This window comes from Paenarthrobacter sp. 2TAF44, from assembly GCF_052114885.1.
Taxonomy (GTDB): Bacteria; Actinomycetota; Actinomycetes; order Actinomycetales; family Micrococcaceae; genus Arthrobacter.
Genome location: NZ_JBFRFP010000025.1, coordinates 1 through 14,980, shown reverse-complemented (window position 1 = coordinate 14,980; position 14,980 = coordinate 1). Strand labels below are relative to the sequence as shown.

Annotated in this window: 12 protein-coding genes and 1 tRNA gene; 6 read left to right on the top strand and 7 right to left on the bottom strand. The window is 61.7% G+C overall.

The genetic code is table 11. The features are described from left to right. Positions 1-32 precede the first annotated feature (32 nt). The 3 genes from AB4Z15_RS20225 (at position 33) to AB4Z15_RS20215 (ending at position 3,813) form a co-directional block, all read left to right on the top strand. The gene (locus AB4Z15_RS20225; RefSeq protein ID WP_442018693.1) at positions 33-1,832 is read left to right on the top strand and encodes an ABC transporter ATP-binding protein; all 1,800 of its coding nucleotides are present in this window, start codon (positions 33-35) and stop codon (positions 1,830-1,832) included. Next, positions 1,829-3,661 carry an ABC transporter ATP-binding protein gene (locus AB4Z15_RS20220; RefSeq protein WP_442018692.1) on the top strand — a complete coding sequence of 611 codons (1,833 nt, stop codon included), beginning with the start codon at positions 1,829-1,831 and terminating at the stop codon, positions 3,659-3,661. The genes AB4Z15_RS20225 and AB4Z15_RS20220 overlap by 4 nt, the downstream gene beginning before the upstream one ends. Before the next feature lie 75 nt (positions 3,662-3,736). Further along, positions 3,737-3,813: transfer RNA gene (locus AB4Z15_RS20215), tRNA-Pro, on the top strand. A 145-nt stretch (positions 3,814-3,958) separates the two neighbouring features. Here AB4Z15_RS20215 and AB4Z15_RS20210 read toward each other — a convergent pair. Then, a complete protein-coding gene (locus AB4Z15_RS20210; RefSeq protein WP_224165320.1) occupies positions 3,959-4,180 on the bottom strand; it encodes a hypothetical protein in 222 nt (73 codons plus the stop codon). A gap of 124 nt (positions 4,181-4,304) precedes the next feature. On the opposite strand from AB4Z15_RS20210, the gene AB4Z15_RS20205 reads away from it, so the two are divergent. Further along, positions 4,305-5,633: a helix-turn-helix domain-containing protein gene (locus tag AB4Z15_RS20205; RefSeq protein WP_442018691.1), complete on the top strand. Its 1,329-nt coding sequence runs from the start codon at positions 4,305-4,307 to the stop codon at positions 5,631-5,633. Positions 5,634-5,706: 73 nt separating this feature from the next. Here AB4Z15_RS20205 and AB4Z15_RS20200 read toward each other — a convergent pair whose 3' ends face one another. Further along, on the bottom strand, positions 5,707-6,645 hold the full coding sequence (locus tag AB4Z15_RS20200) for a phosphoribosylaminoimidazolesuccinocarboxamide synthase (protein WP_442018690.1): 939 nt from the start codon (positions 6,643-6,645) through the stop codon (positions 5,707-5,709). Between the two features lie 2 nt (positions 6,646-6,647). Further along, positions 6,648-7,958 carry a phosphoribosylamine--glycine ligase gene (purD, locus tag AB4Z15_RS20195; RefSeq protein ID WP_442018724.1) on the bottom strand — a complete coding sequence of 437 codons (1,311 nt, stop codon included), beginning with the start codon at positions 7,956-7,958 and terminating at the stop codon, positions 6,648-6,650. Between the two features lie 125 nt (positions 7,959-8,083). Between purD and AB4Z15_RS20190 the strand changes: the two genes are divergently transcribed. Together AB4Z15_RS20190 and AB4Z15_RS20185 are read left to right on the top strand one after the other, a co-directional pair. After that, on the top strand, positions 8,084-9,100 hold the full coding sequence (locus AB4Z15_RS20190; protein ID WP_224088869.1) for an asparaginase: 1,017 nt from the start codon (positions 8,084-8,086) through the stop codon (positions 9,098-9,100). A 44-nt stretch (positions 9,101-9,144) separates the two neighbouring features. After that, positions 9,145-9,546 carry a sterol carrier family protein gene (locus tag AB4Z15_RS20185; RefSeq protein ID WP_442018689.1) on the top strand — a complete coding sequence of 134 codons (402 nt, stop codon included), beginning with the start codon at positions 9,145-9,147 and terminating at the stop codon, positions 9,544-9,546. A gap of 60 nt (positions 9,547-9,606) precedes the next feature. Here the strand turns inward: AB4Z15_RS20185 and AB4Z15_RS20180 are convergent, their stop codons facing one another. From AB4Z15_RS20180 to AB4Z15_RS20165, 4 genes are all read right to left on the bottom strand, one after another. Then, a complete protein-coding gene (locus AB4Z15_RS20180) occupies positions 9,607-11,094 on the bottom strand; it encodes a cation:dicarboxylate symporter family transporter (RefSeq protein ID WP_442003412.1) in 1,488 nt (495 codons plus the stop codon). A gap of 266 nt (positions 11,095-11,360) precedes the next feature. After that, on the bottom strand, positions 11,361-12,128 hold the full coding sequence (locus AB4Z15_RS20175; RefSeq protein ID WP_442003411.1) for an SDR family oxidoreductase: 768 nt from the start codon (positions 12,126-12,128) through the stop codon (positions 11,361-11,363). A gap of 46 nt (positions 12,129-12,174) precedes the next feature. Continuing rightward, positions 12,175-12,951: an aspartate/glutamate racemase family protein gene (locus AB4Z15_RS20170; protein WP_442018688.1), complete on the bottom strand. Its 777-nt coding sequence runs from the start codon at positions 12,949-12,951 to the stop codon at positions 12,175-12,177. A gap of 32 nt (positions 12,952-12,983) precedes the next feature. After that, positions 12,984-14,549: an NCS1 family nucleobase:cation symporter-1 gene (locus AB4Z15_RS20165; RefSeq protein ID WP_442018687.1), complete on the bottom strand. Its 1,566-nt coding sequence runs from the start codon at positions 14,547-14,549 to the stop codon at positions 12,984-12,986. Positions 14,550-14,980: the final 431 nt, after the last annotated feature.

Here is a 14,980-nt window from a genome sequence, read left to right as displayed (position 1 = left end):
CCATCTGAAGATCCAGCTGTTGAGAAGCGGGCATGTCCAAACAAACGTCATTCTTCACATCCGTCGGCCGCCTGTACCCTCATGTGCGGCCCATCCTCCCCCGGCTTTTCATGGGCCTCCTCTGCGCCCTGCTCGCCAGCATCGTCGCGCTGACCATTCCTCAGGTGTTGCGTGTATTGGTCAACACCTCGCTTCAACCGGGCGGTGACGCAGGCGCTGTCTGGATTGCCGCCGTCGTGATTCTTGCGCTTGGTGTGGCTGAAGCGGGACTGGTGGCCCTGCGCCGGCAGTTCGTGATCAACCCGGCCACGACGGTTGAGACCAGGATGCGGGTATCGCTGTATGGTCACCTCCAGCAACTCACAGTGTCTTTCCATGACCGTTGGGGTTCGGGGCAATTGCTGTCCCGAGCCATGACGGACCTGAGTTTTCTGCGCCGCTGGATGGCGTTCGGCGCGATCATGCTGGTGGTCACCACGTTGACAGTGATCATCGGCGTCGGAGTCATGTTCTCCATGAGTTGGCAGTTGGCCTTGATCTTCCTCGGCGCGGCGGTCCCGATCATGGTCAATTCCTTTCGCTTCCGACGCCGCTTCAGCAGGGTTACGCGCCTCAGCCAGGACCAGGCGGGCGATCTTGCTACCACCGTGGAAGAGTCCGTCCACGGCATCCGCGTCCTGAAGGCTTTCGGCCGCAGCCGCGAAGCGCTGGAAAATTTCAACGGCCAGGCAGAAGAGCTGCGGCAGACTGAGATTGCCAAAGCGAAGCAGCAAGCCGGCTTCACGCTGGTGGTCACGTTGCTGCCTGAGCTGGCGCTGGGCGTCGGCCTGGTTGTTGGGATCATGCTCGCGGCAAGCGGCCAGCTGAGTATCGGCTCACTGGTTGCATTCTTCGCGACGGCCGCCGTAGTGGCCACTCCCGTGGAGTTTTCCGGCATGCTCCTGGCCATGGCGCTGACTGCCAAGACTGCACTTGACCGCCACTTTGAAGTTATGGACACCGAGAACACCATCACCTCGCCGGATGAGGCTGAACTGCCGGCAACGGTGAAGGGCGCCCTGCGGTTTGAGCATGCGGGCTTCGGATTCGACGACGGCGGGACGCTCCTGCACGACATCAGCCTGGACATTCGTCCTGGCGAAACCATGGCACTGGTGGGTATCACCGGCAGCGGCAAGAGCGCCCTGCTCCAGCTTGTCCCCCGTCTTTACGATGTCACAGAAGGCTCCGTGACGATTGATGGCGTGGACGTCCGTGACTACGAGATCGAGGAACTTCGGCGCATCGTTGCGGTGGCTTTCGAAGACACCACCCTGTTCTCCAGCTCGGTACGGGACAACGTCCTGCTCGGCTCCCCGGAGCCCAGCGACGCAGCCCTGGATGAAGCCTTGGACGTCGCCCAGGCTCACTTCGCGTACTCGCTGCCAGAGGGTGTGGACACCCTGATTGGCGAGGAAGGGTTGAGCCTTTCGGGTGGCCAGCGGCAGCGCATAGCCCTTGCCCGTGCCATCGCAGCGAAGCCGAAAGTCTTGGTCCTGGACGATCCTCTCTCGGCTTTGGACGTCAACACCGAAGAACGCGTGGAAGCCCGGCTCCGCGAGGTACTGCACGAGACAACCACCCTCATCGTCGCGCACCGCCCTTCGACCGTGGCATTGGCGGACCGCGTGGCGTTGCTCGAGAACGGAACCATCACCGCCGTCGGAACCCACACGGAACTGCTGGCTGAAAACGCTCACTACCGCTACGTCATCGCAAGCCTGGATACCGGTCCCAGGGACCTGGACAGCGAATTGGACGAGCTCGAAGACGCCGAGGAGGCCCGACGGTGAGCGCCACAACTTTTGGAACCGCCAACGAAGACAACACGCTCCTGAGCAAAGCGGACAGCAAAGCAGTACGACGCCGGTCGCTCGCCTTGCTGGGCTCGCTGATCCGCCCGGTGCGGTTGCGTTTCTGGATGACGATCGTGATGGTGGTGGTTTCGCAGCTCACCCGGGTGGCGGGGCCAGCCCTGATCGCCTTTGGCATCGACACCGCTCTGCCCGCATTGCAGGCCGCCAACAATGGACCGTTGGTGCTCGCTGGTGCGTTGTACCTGGCAGCGGCAATCGCCACTGCTGCAATGACTGCCCTCTACGTAACGTCCACAGCCCAATTGAGCCAGGCCATGCTGCTGGACCTCCGGGTACGCGTGTTCAGGCACACCCAGCGGTTGAGCCTTGAATTCCACGAGAAGTACACATCCGGCCGCATCATTGCCCGTCAAACCTCGGACCTCGAGGCGCTGCGGGAATTGCTTGACTCCGGCGTGAGCTCCCTGGCTTCGGGCATGCTGTTTATGCTCTTCACAGCATTCACCGTGTTTGCCTTGGACTGGCGCAGTGGATTGATCATGCTTGCGGCGGGTGTGCCCATGTTCTTACTCGCACGCTGGTACCAAAAGCATTCACAGATCGCGTTCCGGGAATCCCGGGTGGTTTCGGCCCGGCTGATCGTGCACTTCGTGGAAACCATGACGGGCATCCGTGCGGTGAAGGCCTTCCGCAAGGAGCGCGAGAACGCCGACCGCTACGGTGCCTTGGCTGAGGACTACCGCAAGAACACCGTCCGCTCCATCAACCTGAACGGCATCTTCCAGCCAGGACTGGTGCTGATCGGCAATGTGTGTGTGGCAGCGGTCCTGTTGTTCGGCGGGTTCAGGGTGCTCAGCGGTGACCTCGCTGTGGGCGTCCTCCTGGCACTCATCCTGTCCACGAAGCGCTTCTTCCAGCCGGTGGACCAGATGGCCATGTTCTATAACTCCTTCCAGAGCGCACAGGCAGCGCTGGAGAAAGTATCCGGGCTCTTGGAAGAAGTGCCCACGGTCCGGCCTCCAAAGAACCCCGTACCGCTGAAGAGTTCACGCGGCGAGATCGACTTCAAGGGCGTGCAGTTCGGATACAGCGATGGCAAGGTGGTTGTGCCAAAGCTGGACCTGCACATTCCCGCTGGCCAGACCGTTGCCTTGGTTGGGCAGACGGGCGCCGGCAAATCCACTCTGGCCAAACTCGTTGCGCGCTTCTACGACGTCACGTCAGGCGCCATCACGTTGGACGGCATTGACCTTCGCGATCTGGCTACCACCGACCTTCGCCGCGCAGTGGTCATGGTGACGCAGGAAGCCTTCCTGTTCAGCGGCTCCGTGGCGGAGAACATCGCGTTGGGCCGGCCCGAAGCTTCCCGCGCTGAAGTGGAGGCCGCGGCCAAAGCAGTGGGCGCCCATGAATTCATCATGAGTTTGCCCGAGGGATATGACACGGATGTCAATAAGCGCGGTGGCCGCGTCTCGTCGGGCCAGCGACAACTTATTGGATTCGCCAGGGCCTTCCTCGCCGCGCCTGCCGTTCTGATCCTGGACGAAGCCACGTCTTCGCTGGATATTCCTTCCGAGCGGATGGTGCAGGCAGGACTCGCCCACCTTCTGGAGGGTGTTGCAGGCCAGAACGCTGCCCGCACAGCCATCATCATTGCCCATCGTCTCTCCACCGTGGAGACAGCAGACAGGGTGTTGGTGGTCCACGACGGCCGGATTGTTGAGGACGGAACACCTGCCGAGTTGATCACTGGTGGCGGCCAGTTTGCCCGGCTCCACGGAGCATGGCGGGACTCGCTCGTGTGAGGAGCGACACCCTCTCCTCGATTTCGCATCCCGCAGCGATTCAGCTATCCTTGAACAGTTGCTTTCGCAGCGGATCGGGATGTAGCGCAGCTTGGTAGCGCGCTTCGTTCGGGACGAAGAGGTCGCAGGTTCAAATCCTGTCATCCCGACCAAACACGAAAATGGCGTCGAGAAATCGGCGCCATTTTTGTTTGTCCGGATCTACTCAAGTGTGAGGGTCACCGCCTGTACCCGGGCAAAAGAAAACCCCGGAGCATCGCTCGTCACGCTCCGGGGTCTTCTTCAGTACTTACTGATTTACATAGGATCCGGCCAGTTGCCGATGGACGACGTCGTGTACGTCGTGTCACCTGACTTGGTAGGTACCGTGGTGGTGGACCTCATAGGATCGGGCCAGTTACCAATAGCACTTACCGAGCCGGAATCTGCCGCTGCAGCAGCAGAGACGACTGCGGGAGCCGCAACCGTAAAAGCGAGAGCGCCTGCCAAGGCCACCGAAGCGGCCATTTTCTTGAACATAATGTTCCCCAATGCGAGTCGGATTCGTTACGGAAATTGCACGGTCCCTGTTGACATACATTGTAAAATGTTTTCCACAGAGACTGTCAAGGTTTTGGTGAAAAGACACCTGTAGGAGGGCCCCGTGGGAAACGGATTCGGCGAGAAGCTACGTGCCGAACGGCTCGAACGCGGGTTAACGCAGGCAGAACTGGGCAAAAACCTGTATTCCCCGAGCTACATTTCGCTGCTTGAGACAGGTCGACGCGAGCCTACTGCCGAGGTCATCGAAGAGCTGGCGCGCAGGCTGGAATTGGCGCCCAAGGCTTTGGAAGCCTGGAGCCAACCCGTTTCGGTAAGCGATGCCGAGTACGTGCTGGCCGGCCTGTATGCCCGGCAAGCGTGGGACCTGCGCGACTACCAACTCGCGGCCAGCCATGCAGCAACTGCGGCGCAGATCGCGCTCGAGGCGAAGAACAACAGCGCCTGGTGGAATATGACCTATATGCAGGCCGAATGTGTGATGAAGCAAGGCCAGCTCAGGGAATGCCAGCAAATTGTCGAACATTTACTGGAACACCCGATGGCCACGGAATCCGCAGGCCTTGGCGTGCGTGCCTGGCAGATGCTTGCCGCGGTCTGTCACGGACAGGGTCAGCTGGCCACCGCCGTCGAGCATGCAAAGAAGGCCGTGCAACTGTCCGAACAGCTGCCCAAGGGATCCACGCTGATCATCGGCGCGCACCGCGCGCTGATCGGCGCCCTCGCGGAGAGCGGCAAGCTGGACGAAGCGTGGCAGTACTGCCTGACGATGATCGAGCACATGGACGAGCACTCCATGTCCCAGCTGGCTGGTGAGGTCGCGTGGGTGGTGGGCAACGTTGCTTTCATGCGGCACGACTACGTAGAGGGCATCAAGCACCACGAGCGCGCGGCAAAGCTGCTCTCCCCCGCCAACGACATCGAACTGTGGGCCCGTTTCAACAAGGCATCGGCAGCCGTCAGGTTGTCGTCCGGCATTGTTGAGCCTGAAACCCTGTCCGCCATTGAACGTGCCGAGCTCGCACTGTCCATCGTCGGCGGAAACAAGACGGACCAGCTTGAAGTAGCCTTCATCCGCGCCCGCTGGCTATACCTGACGGGCGATATTCCGGCCGCGGTGGACAAGCTTCGCGAGATCTACAAGGACCGCAAGGTATTGGCCCGCCACACGGCTGGCGAAGTTTCGCTGTTGCTGGGGAAGTCCTTGAAGGCAGCCGGTGAAACCACGGAGGCCCTGCACTACCTGGAAGAGGCCCAGCACGACTTCAGTGCAGCCGGGGCCTCGGACCGGGTCCAGCAAGCCATGGATGCTGTCCTGGAGATCCGCCTGGCAGAACGGCGCGCTGCTGCATCACACCCGGAAGCACATCCCGAAGCCCATTCCGCAGCCCATTCCGAAACGCATCCAGAAGCCCATTCCGAAGCCAGCTAAACCCAAGTAAGTCGCAGTTAAGCGCGCTTTGAGGGGGGTCAAAACGCGCTTAACTGCGACTCAGTTGGATTACCTAGGCGAACGTGCGCCCTGTGAGTTTCTCGTAGGCTTCCACGTAGCGGGCACGGGTGCGCTCCACGACTTCAGCGGGCAAGGCTGGCGGAGGCGTATCCGAGGACTTGTCCCAGCCGGACTCGGCCGAGGTCAGCCAGTCGCGGACGTACTGCTTGTCATACGAGGGCTGCGACTTGCCGGGCGCATAAGTGGATGCGTCCCAGAAACGGGAGGAGTCCGGGGTGAGGACCTCATCGCCCAGCGTGATGATGCCCGTGTACGTGTCCAGGCCGAACTCCACCTTGGTGTCGGCAAGGATAATGCCCCGCTCGCGGGCAATCTCCTCAGCACGGGTGTAGATCTTCAGCGTGAGTTCGCTGAGGCGTGCGGCGATGTCGTCACCGACGATGGCCACGACGTCGTCATAGGTGATGTTAACGTCGTGCTCGCCGACCTCGGCCTTGGCAGATGGCGTAAACAGTGCTTTCTCCAAGCGGGAACCGTCAACAAGCCCCTCGGGAAGCGGGATGCTGCAGACGGTGCGGGAGTGCTTGTACTCCTCCAGCCCGGAACCGGTGAGGTAACCACGGGCGATGCACTCCACCGGGAACATCTCCAGCTTCTTGCAGATCATGGCACGGCCCTCGACGGCGGCCGGAACGCCACCCTCAACCGTGGAGGCCAGCACGTGGTGCTCAACCTCCAACTGGTCGAACCACCACAGGCTGAGCTGCGTCAGGATGCGGCCCTTGTTAGGGATTTCGCTGCTCAGGACATGGTCATAGGCACTGATGCGGTCGCTGGCAACCACCAGTACGCATTCCTGGCCGACCTTTTCCGTGATGGATTCATCGGTTGGGACGTAGAGGTCACGAACCTTGCCGGAATAGATATGCGTCCAACCCGGAAGTTCCAGGGTCTCGGTTTTGAAACCGCCTGTGGGGAGGGAATCAGTCATGCTCAGGCCTGTACTTTCGGGATGGTTCCGGTGGCTGCGTAGGGCACTCGGATTTCGCCGCGGGCGGCCTTGCCTCCGATATCCGTACGGAACTGTGAGCCTTCAAGCTGAACCAGCTCAACGCCGTCGTACGCTTTCTCGCGGGCCTCCACCAGATCGGAACCGAGCGCGACCACAGCGAGGACGCGGCCGCCGGCCGAAACCACTTTGCCTTCCTCGTCCAGCTTGGTGCCGGCGTGGACAACGTGGACGCCCTCGAGCTCGTCCACCTTCTTCAGGCCGCGGATGCGATCCCCCGTGCGGGGAGCGTCCGGATAGTTTTCGGCGGCCACGACGACGGCGACTGCCGTGTCCTTGGACCAGCGCAGCTCCTCTGCGGTGTCCAGTTCGCCCTTGGCAGCTGCCAGAAGCAACGCACCGAGTGGGGTCTTGAGCCGCGCGAGGACTGCCTGGGTCTCGGGGTCTCCGAAGCGCACGTTGAACTCGATGACGCGCGTGCCGCGCGAGGTGAGTGCCAGGCCGCAGTACAGCACACCGATAAAGGGTGTGCCCCGGCGGGCCATCTCATCCACAGTGGGCTGGGCGACGCGGTCGATGACTTCCTGAACCAGGCCTTCGGGAGCCCACTCAAGCGGGGTGTAGGCACCCATGCCACCGGTGTTGGGGCCTTCGTCGTTATCGAAGATGCGCTTGAAGTCCTGCGCCGGAGAAAGGGGAACGGTAGTGCGTCCGTCGCAGAGGACGAACAGGGAAACTTCGGGGCCGTCGAGGAACTCTTCGATGACAACTGTTCCACCGGCGTCGAAGCATGCCTGCGCGTGCGCGAGGGCTTCCTCGCGGTCGTTGGTGACTACAACACCCTTGCCTGCGGCAAGGCCGTCGTCCTTAACAACGTGCGGGGCGCCGAATGTAGCCAGGGCATCGGCGGCTTCCTCTGCGTTGGTGGCAACGCGGGCCATGGCCGTGGGAACGCCGGCTTCCGCCATGATCTGCTTGGCGAAGGCCTTGGATGCTTCGAGCTGGGCTGCTTCCTTGCTGGGGCCGAAGACCGGGATCCCGGCGGCACGGACGGCGTCGGACACACCGGCGGCCAGGGGAGCCTCCGGACCGACGACAACCAGGTCCACGCCCAGCTTGGTGGCGAGCGCGGACACGGCTTCCGGGTTGTTCCCGTCAATTGCGTGCGTGGGAACGAGTTTGCTGATGCCTGCGTTGCCCGGAGCCGCATGGACCTCGGAAACGTTCGGATCTTCAAGCAGAGAGCGGACAATGGCGTGTTCGCGGCCGCCTGGGCCAATGACGAGTACCTTCACAGTCTTCAAGGGTACTTTGTGTAAGGCGCGGGGCCTAAGCTGTGTCCTTCCCCGGCAACGGATGACTGGATCCGGGACCGCGCATGTGACCAGTGAACACAGCCGTCGCGCCCTAGACTGGCCTCATGCCCATGAGTTCGCATGAAACGTTCAACGTTGAGTCCGCCGTCGAACTGGCAGTCATCGAACGCAGTGGCTTTATCGAGTCCCGGCACATCGGTGCTGCCGTCGTCCTTGCCGGTGACGGAAGCGTGGTCACCCGGCTCGGTGACATCGATGCTCCCATTCTGGCCCGCTCCACCCTGAAACCATTCCAGGCCCTCGCTGCCATGCAGTCCGGCGTCCCGCTTCGGGGCGCCCAGGTGGCTGTCGCCTGCGGAAGCCACACCGGTTCCCTGGATCACATGGACGTAGTGGAGGGAATGCTCAAAGCGGCAGGTGTCCGCGAGGATCAGCTTCAGTGCCCCACAGCTTGGCCGCAGGACGAAACCGCCCGCAATTGGCTTGTCCGCTCCGAGCGCGGCCAGACCAGGCTCGCCTTCAATTGTTCCGGAAAGCACGCGGCTTTCCTCTGGGCCTGCACGGAAAACGGTTGGGACCTTCGCAGTTACCTTGAGCCGAATCATCCGTTGCAGCAACGTGTGCGGTCCGTGATTGAGGAATACAGCGGCGAAACGATCTCGCATTTGGGCATTGATGGCTGCGGAGCACCCGTTGCGGCGATCTCGCTGACCGGACTGGCCCGGGCGTATTCGCGGTTGGCGAAGTCGCCGGGCGATTCTTCCTCAAACGCACGCGCAGCCACCATCGCCACCTCCATGCTGGACTACCCGTGGGCGGTCCAAGGCAAGGGCGAGTCAAACACGATCGTCATGGAAGAGCTGGACATCCTGGCCAAGATTGGCGCCGAGGGCATCCTGGTCCTTGCCACGTCCACCGGTGCCACCGTCGCGGTCAAGATGCTCGATGGGAACCTTCGCGCTACGTCCTTGGTGGGGTTGACCCTTCTTGCCGTCAGTGGCGCGGTGGACATTCCCGCGGTTTCCAACGTCCTGGAACGCGTCGTGGAACCTGTGCTGGGCGGCGGGCGGCCCGTGGGCAAGATCCGCCTGGGCCACGCCGTATCCGCGATGCTCGACTGAGCCGGCCCGTTACTGAGTCACCTAGTTATATAAGGAAAGAAACCATGGCAGTTGCACGACGCCGCATTGACGTCGAGGAGGGCCGCGCTGCGCTGGCAGCCTGGCAATTCGCCGTCGGAGGCTCGGCTGAAGGTGCCTCCGGCGAAACCGGTGCCGCTCCGCCGTCGCGCTCTTTGATCGCGACGGCGGTCCGCTACTCGCTCGAGGAAGTCACCGCCCGCGCGCCCGGCAATTCGGTGGAGGTCCGCGTGCCCCCGTTCGGCGTCACGCAGTGCGTGGAGGGGCCCCGCCACACCCGCGGCACTCCCCCGAATGTCATAGAGTGCGACGCGGCCACCTGGCTTGAGCTGGTAACCGGCCGGATCTCCTGGGGAGACGCAGTGTCGGCTGGCCGTGTTGCCGCGTCCGGACTGCGCGCGGACCTCTCGGAACTGCTTCCCCTCTGACACAGCTGATGCCCTCAAGACCTGAGTCTCAAGGGCATCAGTTGCACTCAAACTATGGAGTTAGTCGGGGCAGATCGGGGTGGTTGGTTGCCCTGGCTTGCTCATCTCGAATTGCGGGATTTCGTCTGCCGTTGGACCTCCACGGAATTTCGGTGAGGGGTGGTGGCCCTCGCTGAGGCGTTCGAGTTCCTGTTCCTCGAACACTTCCTCCTGGCCGAGCATGATGGCCGAATCCTCGTTGGTAATCTCGCCGTTGAAGGCCCGGACCATGACGCTGCGGTCGAACTGGCCTTCCCACTTGGCAACTATGAACGTGGCAACGCAGTTGCCCAGCAGGTTGACGACGACGCGCATGGAGTCCATGAGGCGATCGGCTCCGAGGAGGAGTGCTACGCCGGCAACCGGGAAGATGCCGAGGGCGGCAGCCGTGGCCGAGAGTGCCAGGAACGATGAGCCCGGGACGCCGGCCATGCCTTTGGAGGTCAGGAGCAGCACACCCAGCGCGGCCAACTGCTGGCCGAGGTCAAGGTGGTGGCCGAATGCCTGGGCCAGGAACAAGAGCGAGATCGAGAGGTAGATCGCTGCACCGTCAAGGTTGAAGGAATAGCCGGTGGGAACCACCAGACCGGTGGTTGCCCGGGAGCAGCCGGCGTTGGTCAGCTTGGTCATGATGCGCGGCATCACCGCTTCAGTGGAAGCCGTGCCAAGCGCAAGCAGGAATTCCTCGCGGGTGTACTTCAGGAAGTGCCAGAGCGGAACGCGGGCGAAGCCCCAGGCCACCAGGAACAGCAGGCCGATAAAGACGACGGCGGCTCCGTAGCAGGATGCGATGAGAAGCGCATACGTACCGAGTGTGCCAAGCCCGTACTGGCCGATGATGAAGGCCATGGCGCCGAAAGCACCGATGGGAGCAACTTTCATGATCCAGGACATGATCTTGAAGATCAGCTCCAGAACGGTCTCCATGAGGCTGATCACGGGCAGGCAGCGCTGGCGACCGATGACCACGATCGCGGCACCGAAGAAGACGGAGAAGAAGAGTACCTGGAGCAGGCTGTTGTTGGCGAAGGCGCCGATCACGCTGGTGGGAATGACATCCAGCAGGAAGGCCGCTGCATCCTTGGGAACTGCGTGGCCGGTCTTTGCGTCCACGGCTTCCTGGGAAAGCGTGGAGGGATCGATGTTCAGACCGGCACCGGGCTGAACGATGTTGCCCACGATGAGTCCGAAGACCAGGGCGAAAAGGGTGGCGCAGGTGAAGTAGAGGAGTGCTTTGACCCCGACCCTTCCGACCGCCTTGACGTCGCCGACTGCCGAGATGCCCGTGACGATCACGAGGAAAATCAGCGGGGCGATGATCATCTTGATGAGTTGAATGAATCCATCACCCAGCGGCCGGAGGGTGGACCCGAGGTTCGGCCAAAAATGACCGATGAGCACACCTGCGACGACGGCGATCAGGATTTGAAAAAAGAGCGACTTATACAGTGGCTTCTTCTTCAGCGGGGCCGAACTCGCCTTCAGCGCCGCAGAGTCTGGGATCTTCATTGATCTGAACCAATCAGTTGGGAACCGCCCCACATTTGGGGGTTGTTTTCAAATGTAATCCTGCTCACATCATTCCGCAAGGGGAAATTGAATTTCCATATTGTGGAAAGTCACATTTAGTTTGGAGCTTGGATGTTGGTGCGTCCACCACCTTCTTTGACGCAGAAATGCCCGTGACACACCCTCCTGCAGGCGTGTCACGGGCATTCGAAAAGCAAAGTGGGTGGTGGCGGCACGGGCCCACGGTTTGGGGCGGTGCTTTGATGCTAGCCGCGGCCTACAAAGGGCATGCCCGCGGCTGTGACTACCAAGGAACCAACATTGGCCGACGCCGGCATGTTGGCCATCATGAGCACCGCACGCGCAGCGTCCTCCACAGGGAACATCGGCTCCACGCGACGGCTGCCATCGGCCTGCAACGCACCTGAGCCGACTCCGATGGTGTCCATGATCTCCGTACGGGTATTTCCGATATCGATCTGCCCGCACGTGATGCCAAAGTCTCGGCCATCCAGCTCAATGCTCTTGGTCAGGCCGGTCATCGCATGCTTGGTCACCGTGTAAGCGACGGACCTGGGCCTGGGCGAATGTGCAGAGATGGAGCCGTTATTGATGATGCGGCCACCCTGCGGCTCCTGGGCCTTCATGGTCCTCACAGCCTCAGCGGCGCACAGCATGGAGCCCGTGACATTGACGCGCAGCGTGGCCTCCCACTCGTCGACGTCGATCTCACCAACGTCGCCGGCTGGTCCGAAGATGCCTGCATTATTGAACAGCACATCAACCCGGCCCCAGCGCTGGCGAACGGCAGCGAAAAGGCGGGCGACGTCGTCGGGCTCTGTCACATCGCAGGGCACCGCCAAGGCATCCGGATGGTCGCCCGCGGTCTCCAGCAACTGCGCTTCGCGACGCCCCGCCAACGCCACACGATAACCATCGGCGAGCATGAGCCGGGCTACTGCCCTCCCAATTCCGGAGCCGGCACCGGTCACGACGGCGACCCTTGGGTCTGCGGACGGGCGTGGGTCAGTCACGTGGTGGCCTTTCGGGGAATCGCCTTCAACTAGTCAGCGGCCTGCATCAGCGCGCGGCCTCTGCGGGCTGCCCTTCAGTGGGCTGGGCTGAAGTCGGTTGGGCTGCTGTTATCGGCCAGCCTATGACAGTCTTCGGACGCGGCGTTGCATAGGTGCGTACCTTGGACGTCGTGAGGCCGAGCCGGACCAAGGATTCAGCAATGGTGACAGCCGCAGCCACACCATCAACAACGGGAACACCGGTGCGCTGCCGAACCTGCTCGTCCAGGCCAGCCATGCCGCCGCAGCCCAGCACGATCACTTCGGCCTTGTCTTGCAAGACAGCCTGCTCGGCCTGGCTCACGATCGCCTCGACGGCGCGGTCCGGATGTTCCTCAAGTTCCAGCACGGCCATACCGCTGGCGCGGACCGAGGCGCAGCGCGCCTCCAGCCCGGCAAGCTTGAGGCGATCCTCAATCAAGGGGACGGCGCGGTCCAACGTAGTAACCACGGAATATTTATGGCCAAGGAACATGGCTGTGCTGGCAGCGGCCTCGGTGATATCGACCACCGGGACATCGAGGAGTTCCTGCAACCCCTCGCGACCGTGCTCGCCGTAGCCTGCCTGGATGACGGCGTCGAAGGGTTCGGGATAATTGACCACTGCGTCCATGACGGCGATCGCGGCAAGGTAGCTCTCGAAGTTGCCCTCACAGGAGTCGGCGCCAAAGCGCGGAGTGATGCCAATGATCTCGGTCCCCGGGGCGGCAGCAGCCCTGGCCTGGGCAGCGATGGAATCGGTCATGGACTGCGTAGTGTTCACGTTTGCGACAAGGATGCGCATGGTTTCCTCTATATCAGTGGGTGCTGGCGACATCAGTGGGTGCTGGCGACCGCAATCGGTTCGCCCGAGACGTCCTCGTGGGCCTGCTTCTTGTCAGCCACAACGAAGTACGTGAGTGCGGCCACGCCGGCGCCGATGAACCAAGCGAATGGTGCCGCGGGAGCCAAGCCTGGAATGAAGGCGATGGCAATGGCCAAGGCGGCTGCGGGGAGCATGGCAACGATGGCCTTGGGGTTCACGCCCCGCTTGTAGAAGTACGCGCCCTTGGGATCATCGGTGTAGAGCTCGGGCACGTTGACCTTGCCACGGCGGACCAGCCAGTAATCGGCCATGACCACTCCGAACAGCGGACCGAGCAGGGCGCCCAGGCCACCGAGGAAGTACACGATGACGATCGGGTTGTTGTAGAGGTTCCACGGCAGGATGATGAGGCCGATGGTGCCGCTGACCCACGCCGCCTTACGGAAGTTCAGATGCCGCGGGAAGAGGTTGGTGAGTGCATAGACGGGTGCTACGAAGTTGGCCATCAGGTTCACGGCGATGGTCAGGATCAGCAGGGCGAGGCAAGCCAGGACAAGCAACAGAGTATTAGGGATGCTCTGGACGATGCCCGACGGGCTCTCGATGACTGTGCCGTTGATCTTGTACTGTCCGCCGGCCATGACCACTACGATTGCGCCGAATACCAGCATGTTGATGGGGATGCCCCAGAAGTTGCCCTTGACGATGGACTTCTTGGAGACAGAGGACCTCGTGAAATCGCAGAAGTTCAGAACGAACGTCCCGTAGATGGAAACCCACAATGCCCCACCGGCAAAGATGGTGAGCCACATGTCGCCACCTTCGAGCCCCTTGATGCCGCTCCACTGGATGGCTCCGCCGGCCTCGATGAAGACCCACACAGCGATCGCAGCCATGGTCACCAGGATGATGGGCCCAGCGAAGGCCTCATATTTACGGATCATTTCCATGCCGAAGCTGACGATGACGAGCTGAACTATCCAGAGCGCCACGAAGGAAAGCCAGCCCAGCGTTGATAGGCCCAGGATCGAGTTGCTATCCAGATGCTTCAGGCCCGGAGCCATCGCGACGAGCATGACGCGTAGCACCACGGATGCCAGGTATGTCTGGATACCGAACCAGGCGACAGCGACAGCGCCACGGACGAGGCTGGCGATCTGCGCACCACGGATGCCGAAGCTGATACGACTCATGACAGGGAAAGGAACACCGGTCTTCTGGCCCATGAATCCGGAGAAGTTCAAGAGGGCGAAGAGTAGGGTGGCCCCAATTCCCAGTGCCACCAGGATCTGCCAGCCGCCTAGACCGAGCGAGAACAGACCAATGGCAAAGGCATAGTTACCCAGGCTGTGGACGTCATTGGCCCAGAGGGTAAAGATGCTGTAGCTGGTCCACTTACGGCCTGCGGCCTTGGTGGGCGCGAGGTCGATGTTGTAAAGACTGGGGCTGATGGTACGGCCTGCGGCTTCGGAAGCAATAGCGCAAAGGTCCGTGTTACCCACGGCCGGGTGGTTGGGCCCACCTGCTGTTGTGTCTCCCGGAGTCTCAGTGACGCCGACTGATGAAGTCGTCTGCATCGTGGATCTCCACTTCGTACTGTTTCCACAGAGCGGAAACAAGTTATTGAATAGTGAAAGTACTCTATGACTCAGGTCACGTCACGTCAAGGCGTCACAAGTGTATGGAGGGTCACATTCGGTTGCTTGGCCGAGCGTTTCCCAGTTGACTGTTGCGGTTACGTAATCCGTGTTGACGCTGCCCATCGGCAGACGTAATCTCGAATTGCAGAATTTTATTCTCACAATACGAAATTCCTTGAGCGCCCCCACAGAGCAAGCGCCCAGACATTCAATGAAGAGAGGTTGGACGTGGCTGCAGGAGAAGAGACCTCACACATCCTCAGCGGGTTGACTGCCCAGCTGCCTGATCGTGATCCGGAAGAGACCGCGGAGTGGATTGAGTCCCTTGATGCGTTGATCGCGGAGCAGGGCACGGAGCGTGCCCAGTA

Bases quoted from the DNA above. Each gene is read 5' to 3' on its own strand.
- AB4Z15_RS20225 (WP_442018693.1), top strand. From the start codon at position 33: ATGTCCAAACAAACGTCATTCTTCACATCCGTCGGCCGCCTGTACCCT.
- AB4Z15_RS20210 (WP_224165320.1), bottom strand. From the start codon at position 4,180: ATGTTCAAGAAAATGGCCGCTTCGGTGGCCTTGGCAGGCGCTCTCGCT.
- AB4Z15_RS20200 (WP_442018690.1), bottom strand. From the start codon at position 6,645: ATGACTGATTCCCTCCCCACAGGCGGTTTCAAAACCGAGACCCTGGAA.
- AB4Z15_RS20190 (WP_224088869.1), top strand. From the start codon at position 8,084: ATGCCCATGAGTTCGCATGAAACGTTCAACGTTGAGTCCGCCGTCGAA.
- AB4Z15_RS20185 (WP_442018689.1), top strand. From the start codon at position 9,145: ATGGCAGTTGCACGACGCCGCATTGACGTCGAGGAGGGCCGCGCTGCG.
- AB4Z15_RS20180 (WP_442003412.1), bottom strand. From the start codon at position 11,094: ATGAAGATCCCAGACTCTGCGGCGCTGAAGGCGAGTTCGGCCCCGCTG.
- AB4Z15_RS20170 (WP_442018688.1), bottom strand. From the start codon at position 12,951: ATGCGCATCCTTGTCGCAAACGTGAACACTACGCAGTCCATGACCGAT.
- AB4Z15_RS20165 (WP_442018687.1), bottom strand. From the start codon at position 14,549: ATGCAGACGACTTCATCAGTCGGCGTCACTGAGACTCCGGGAGACACA.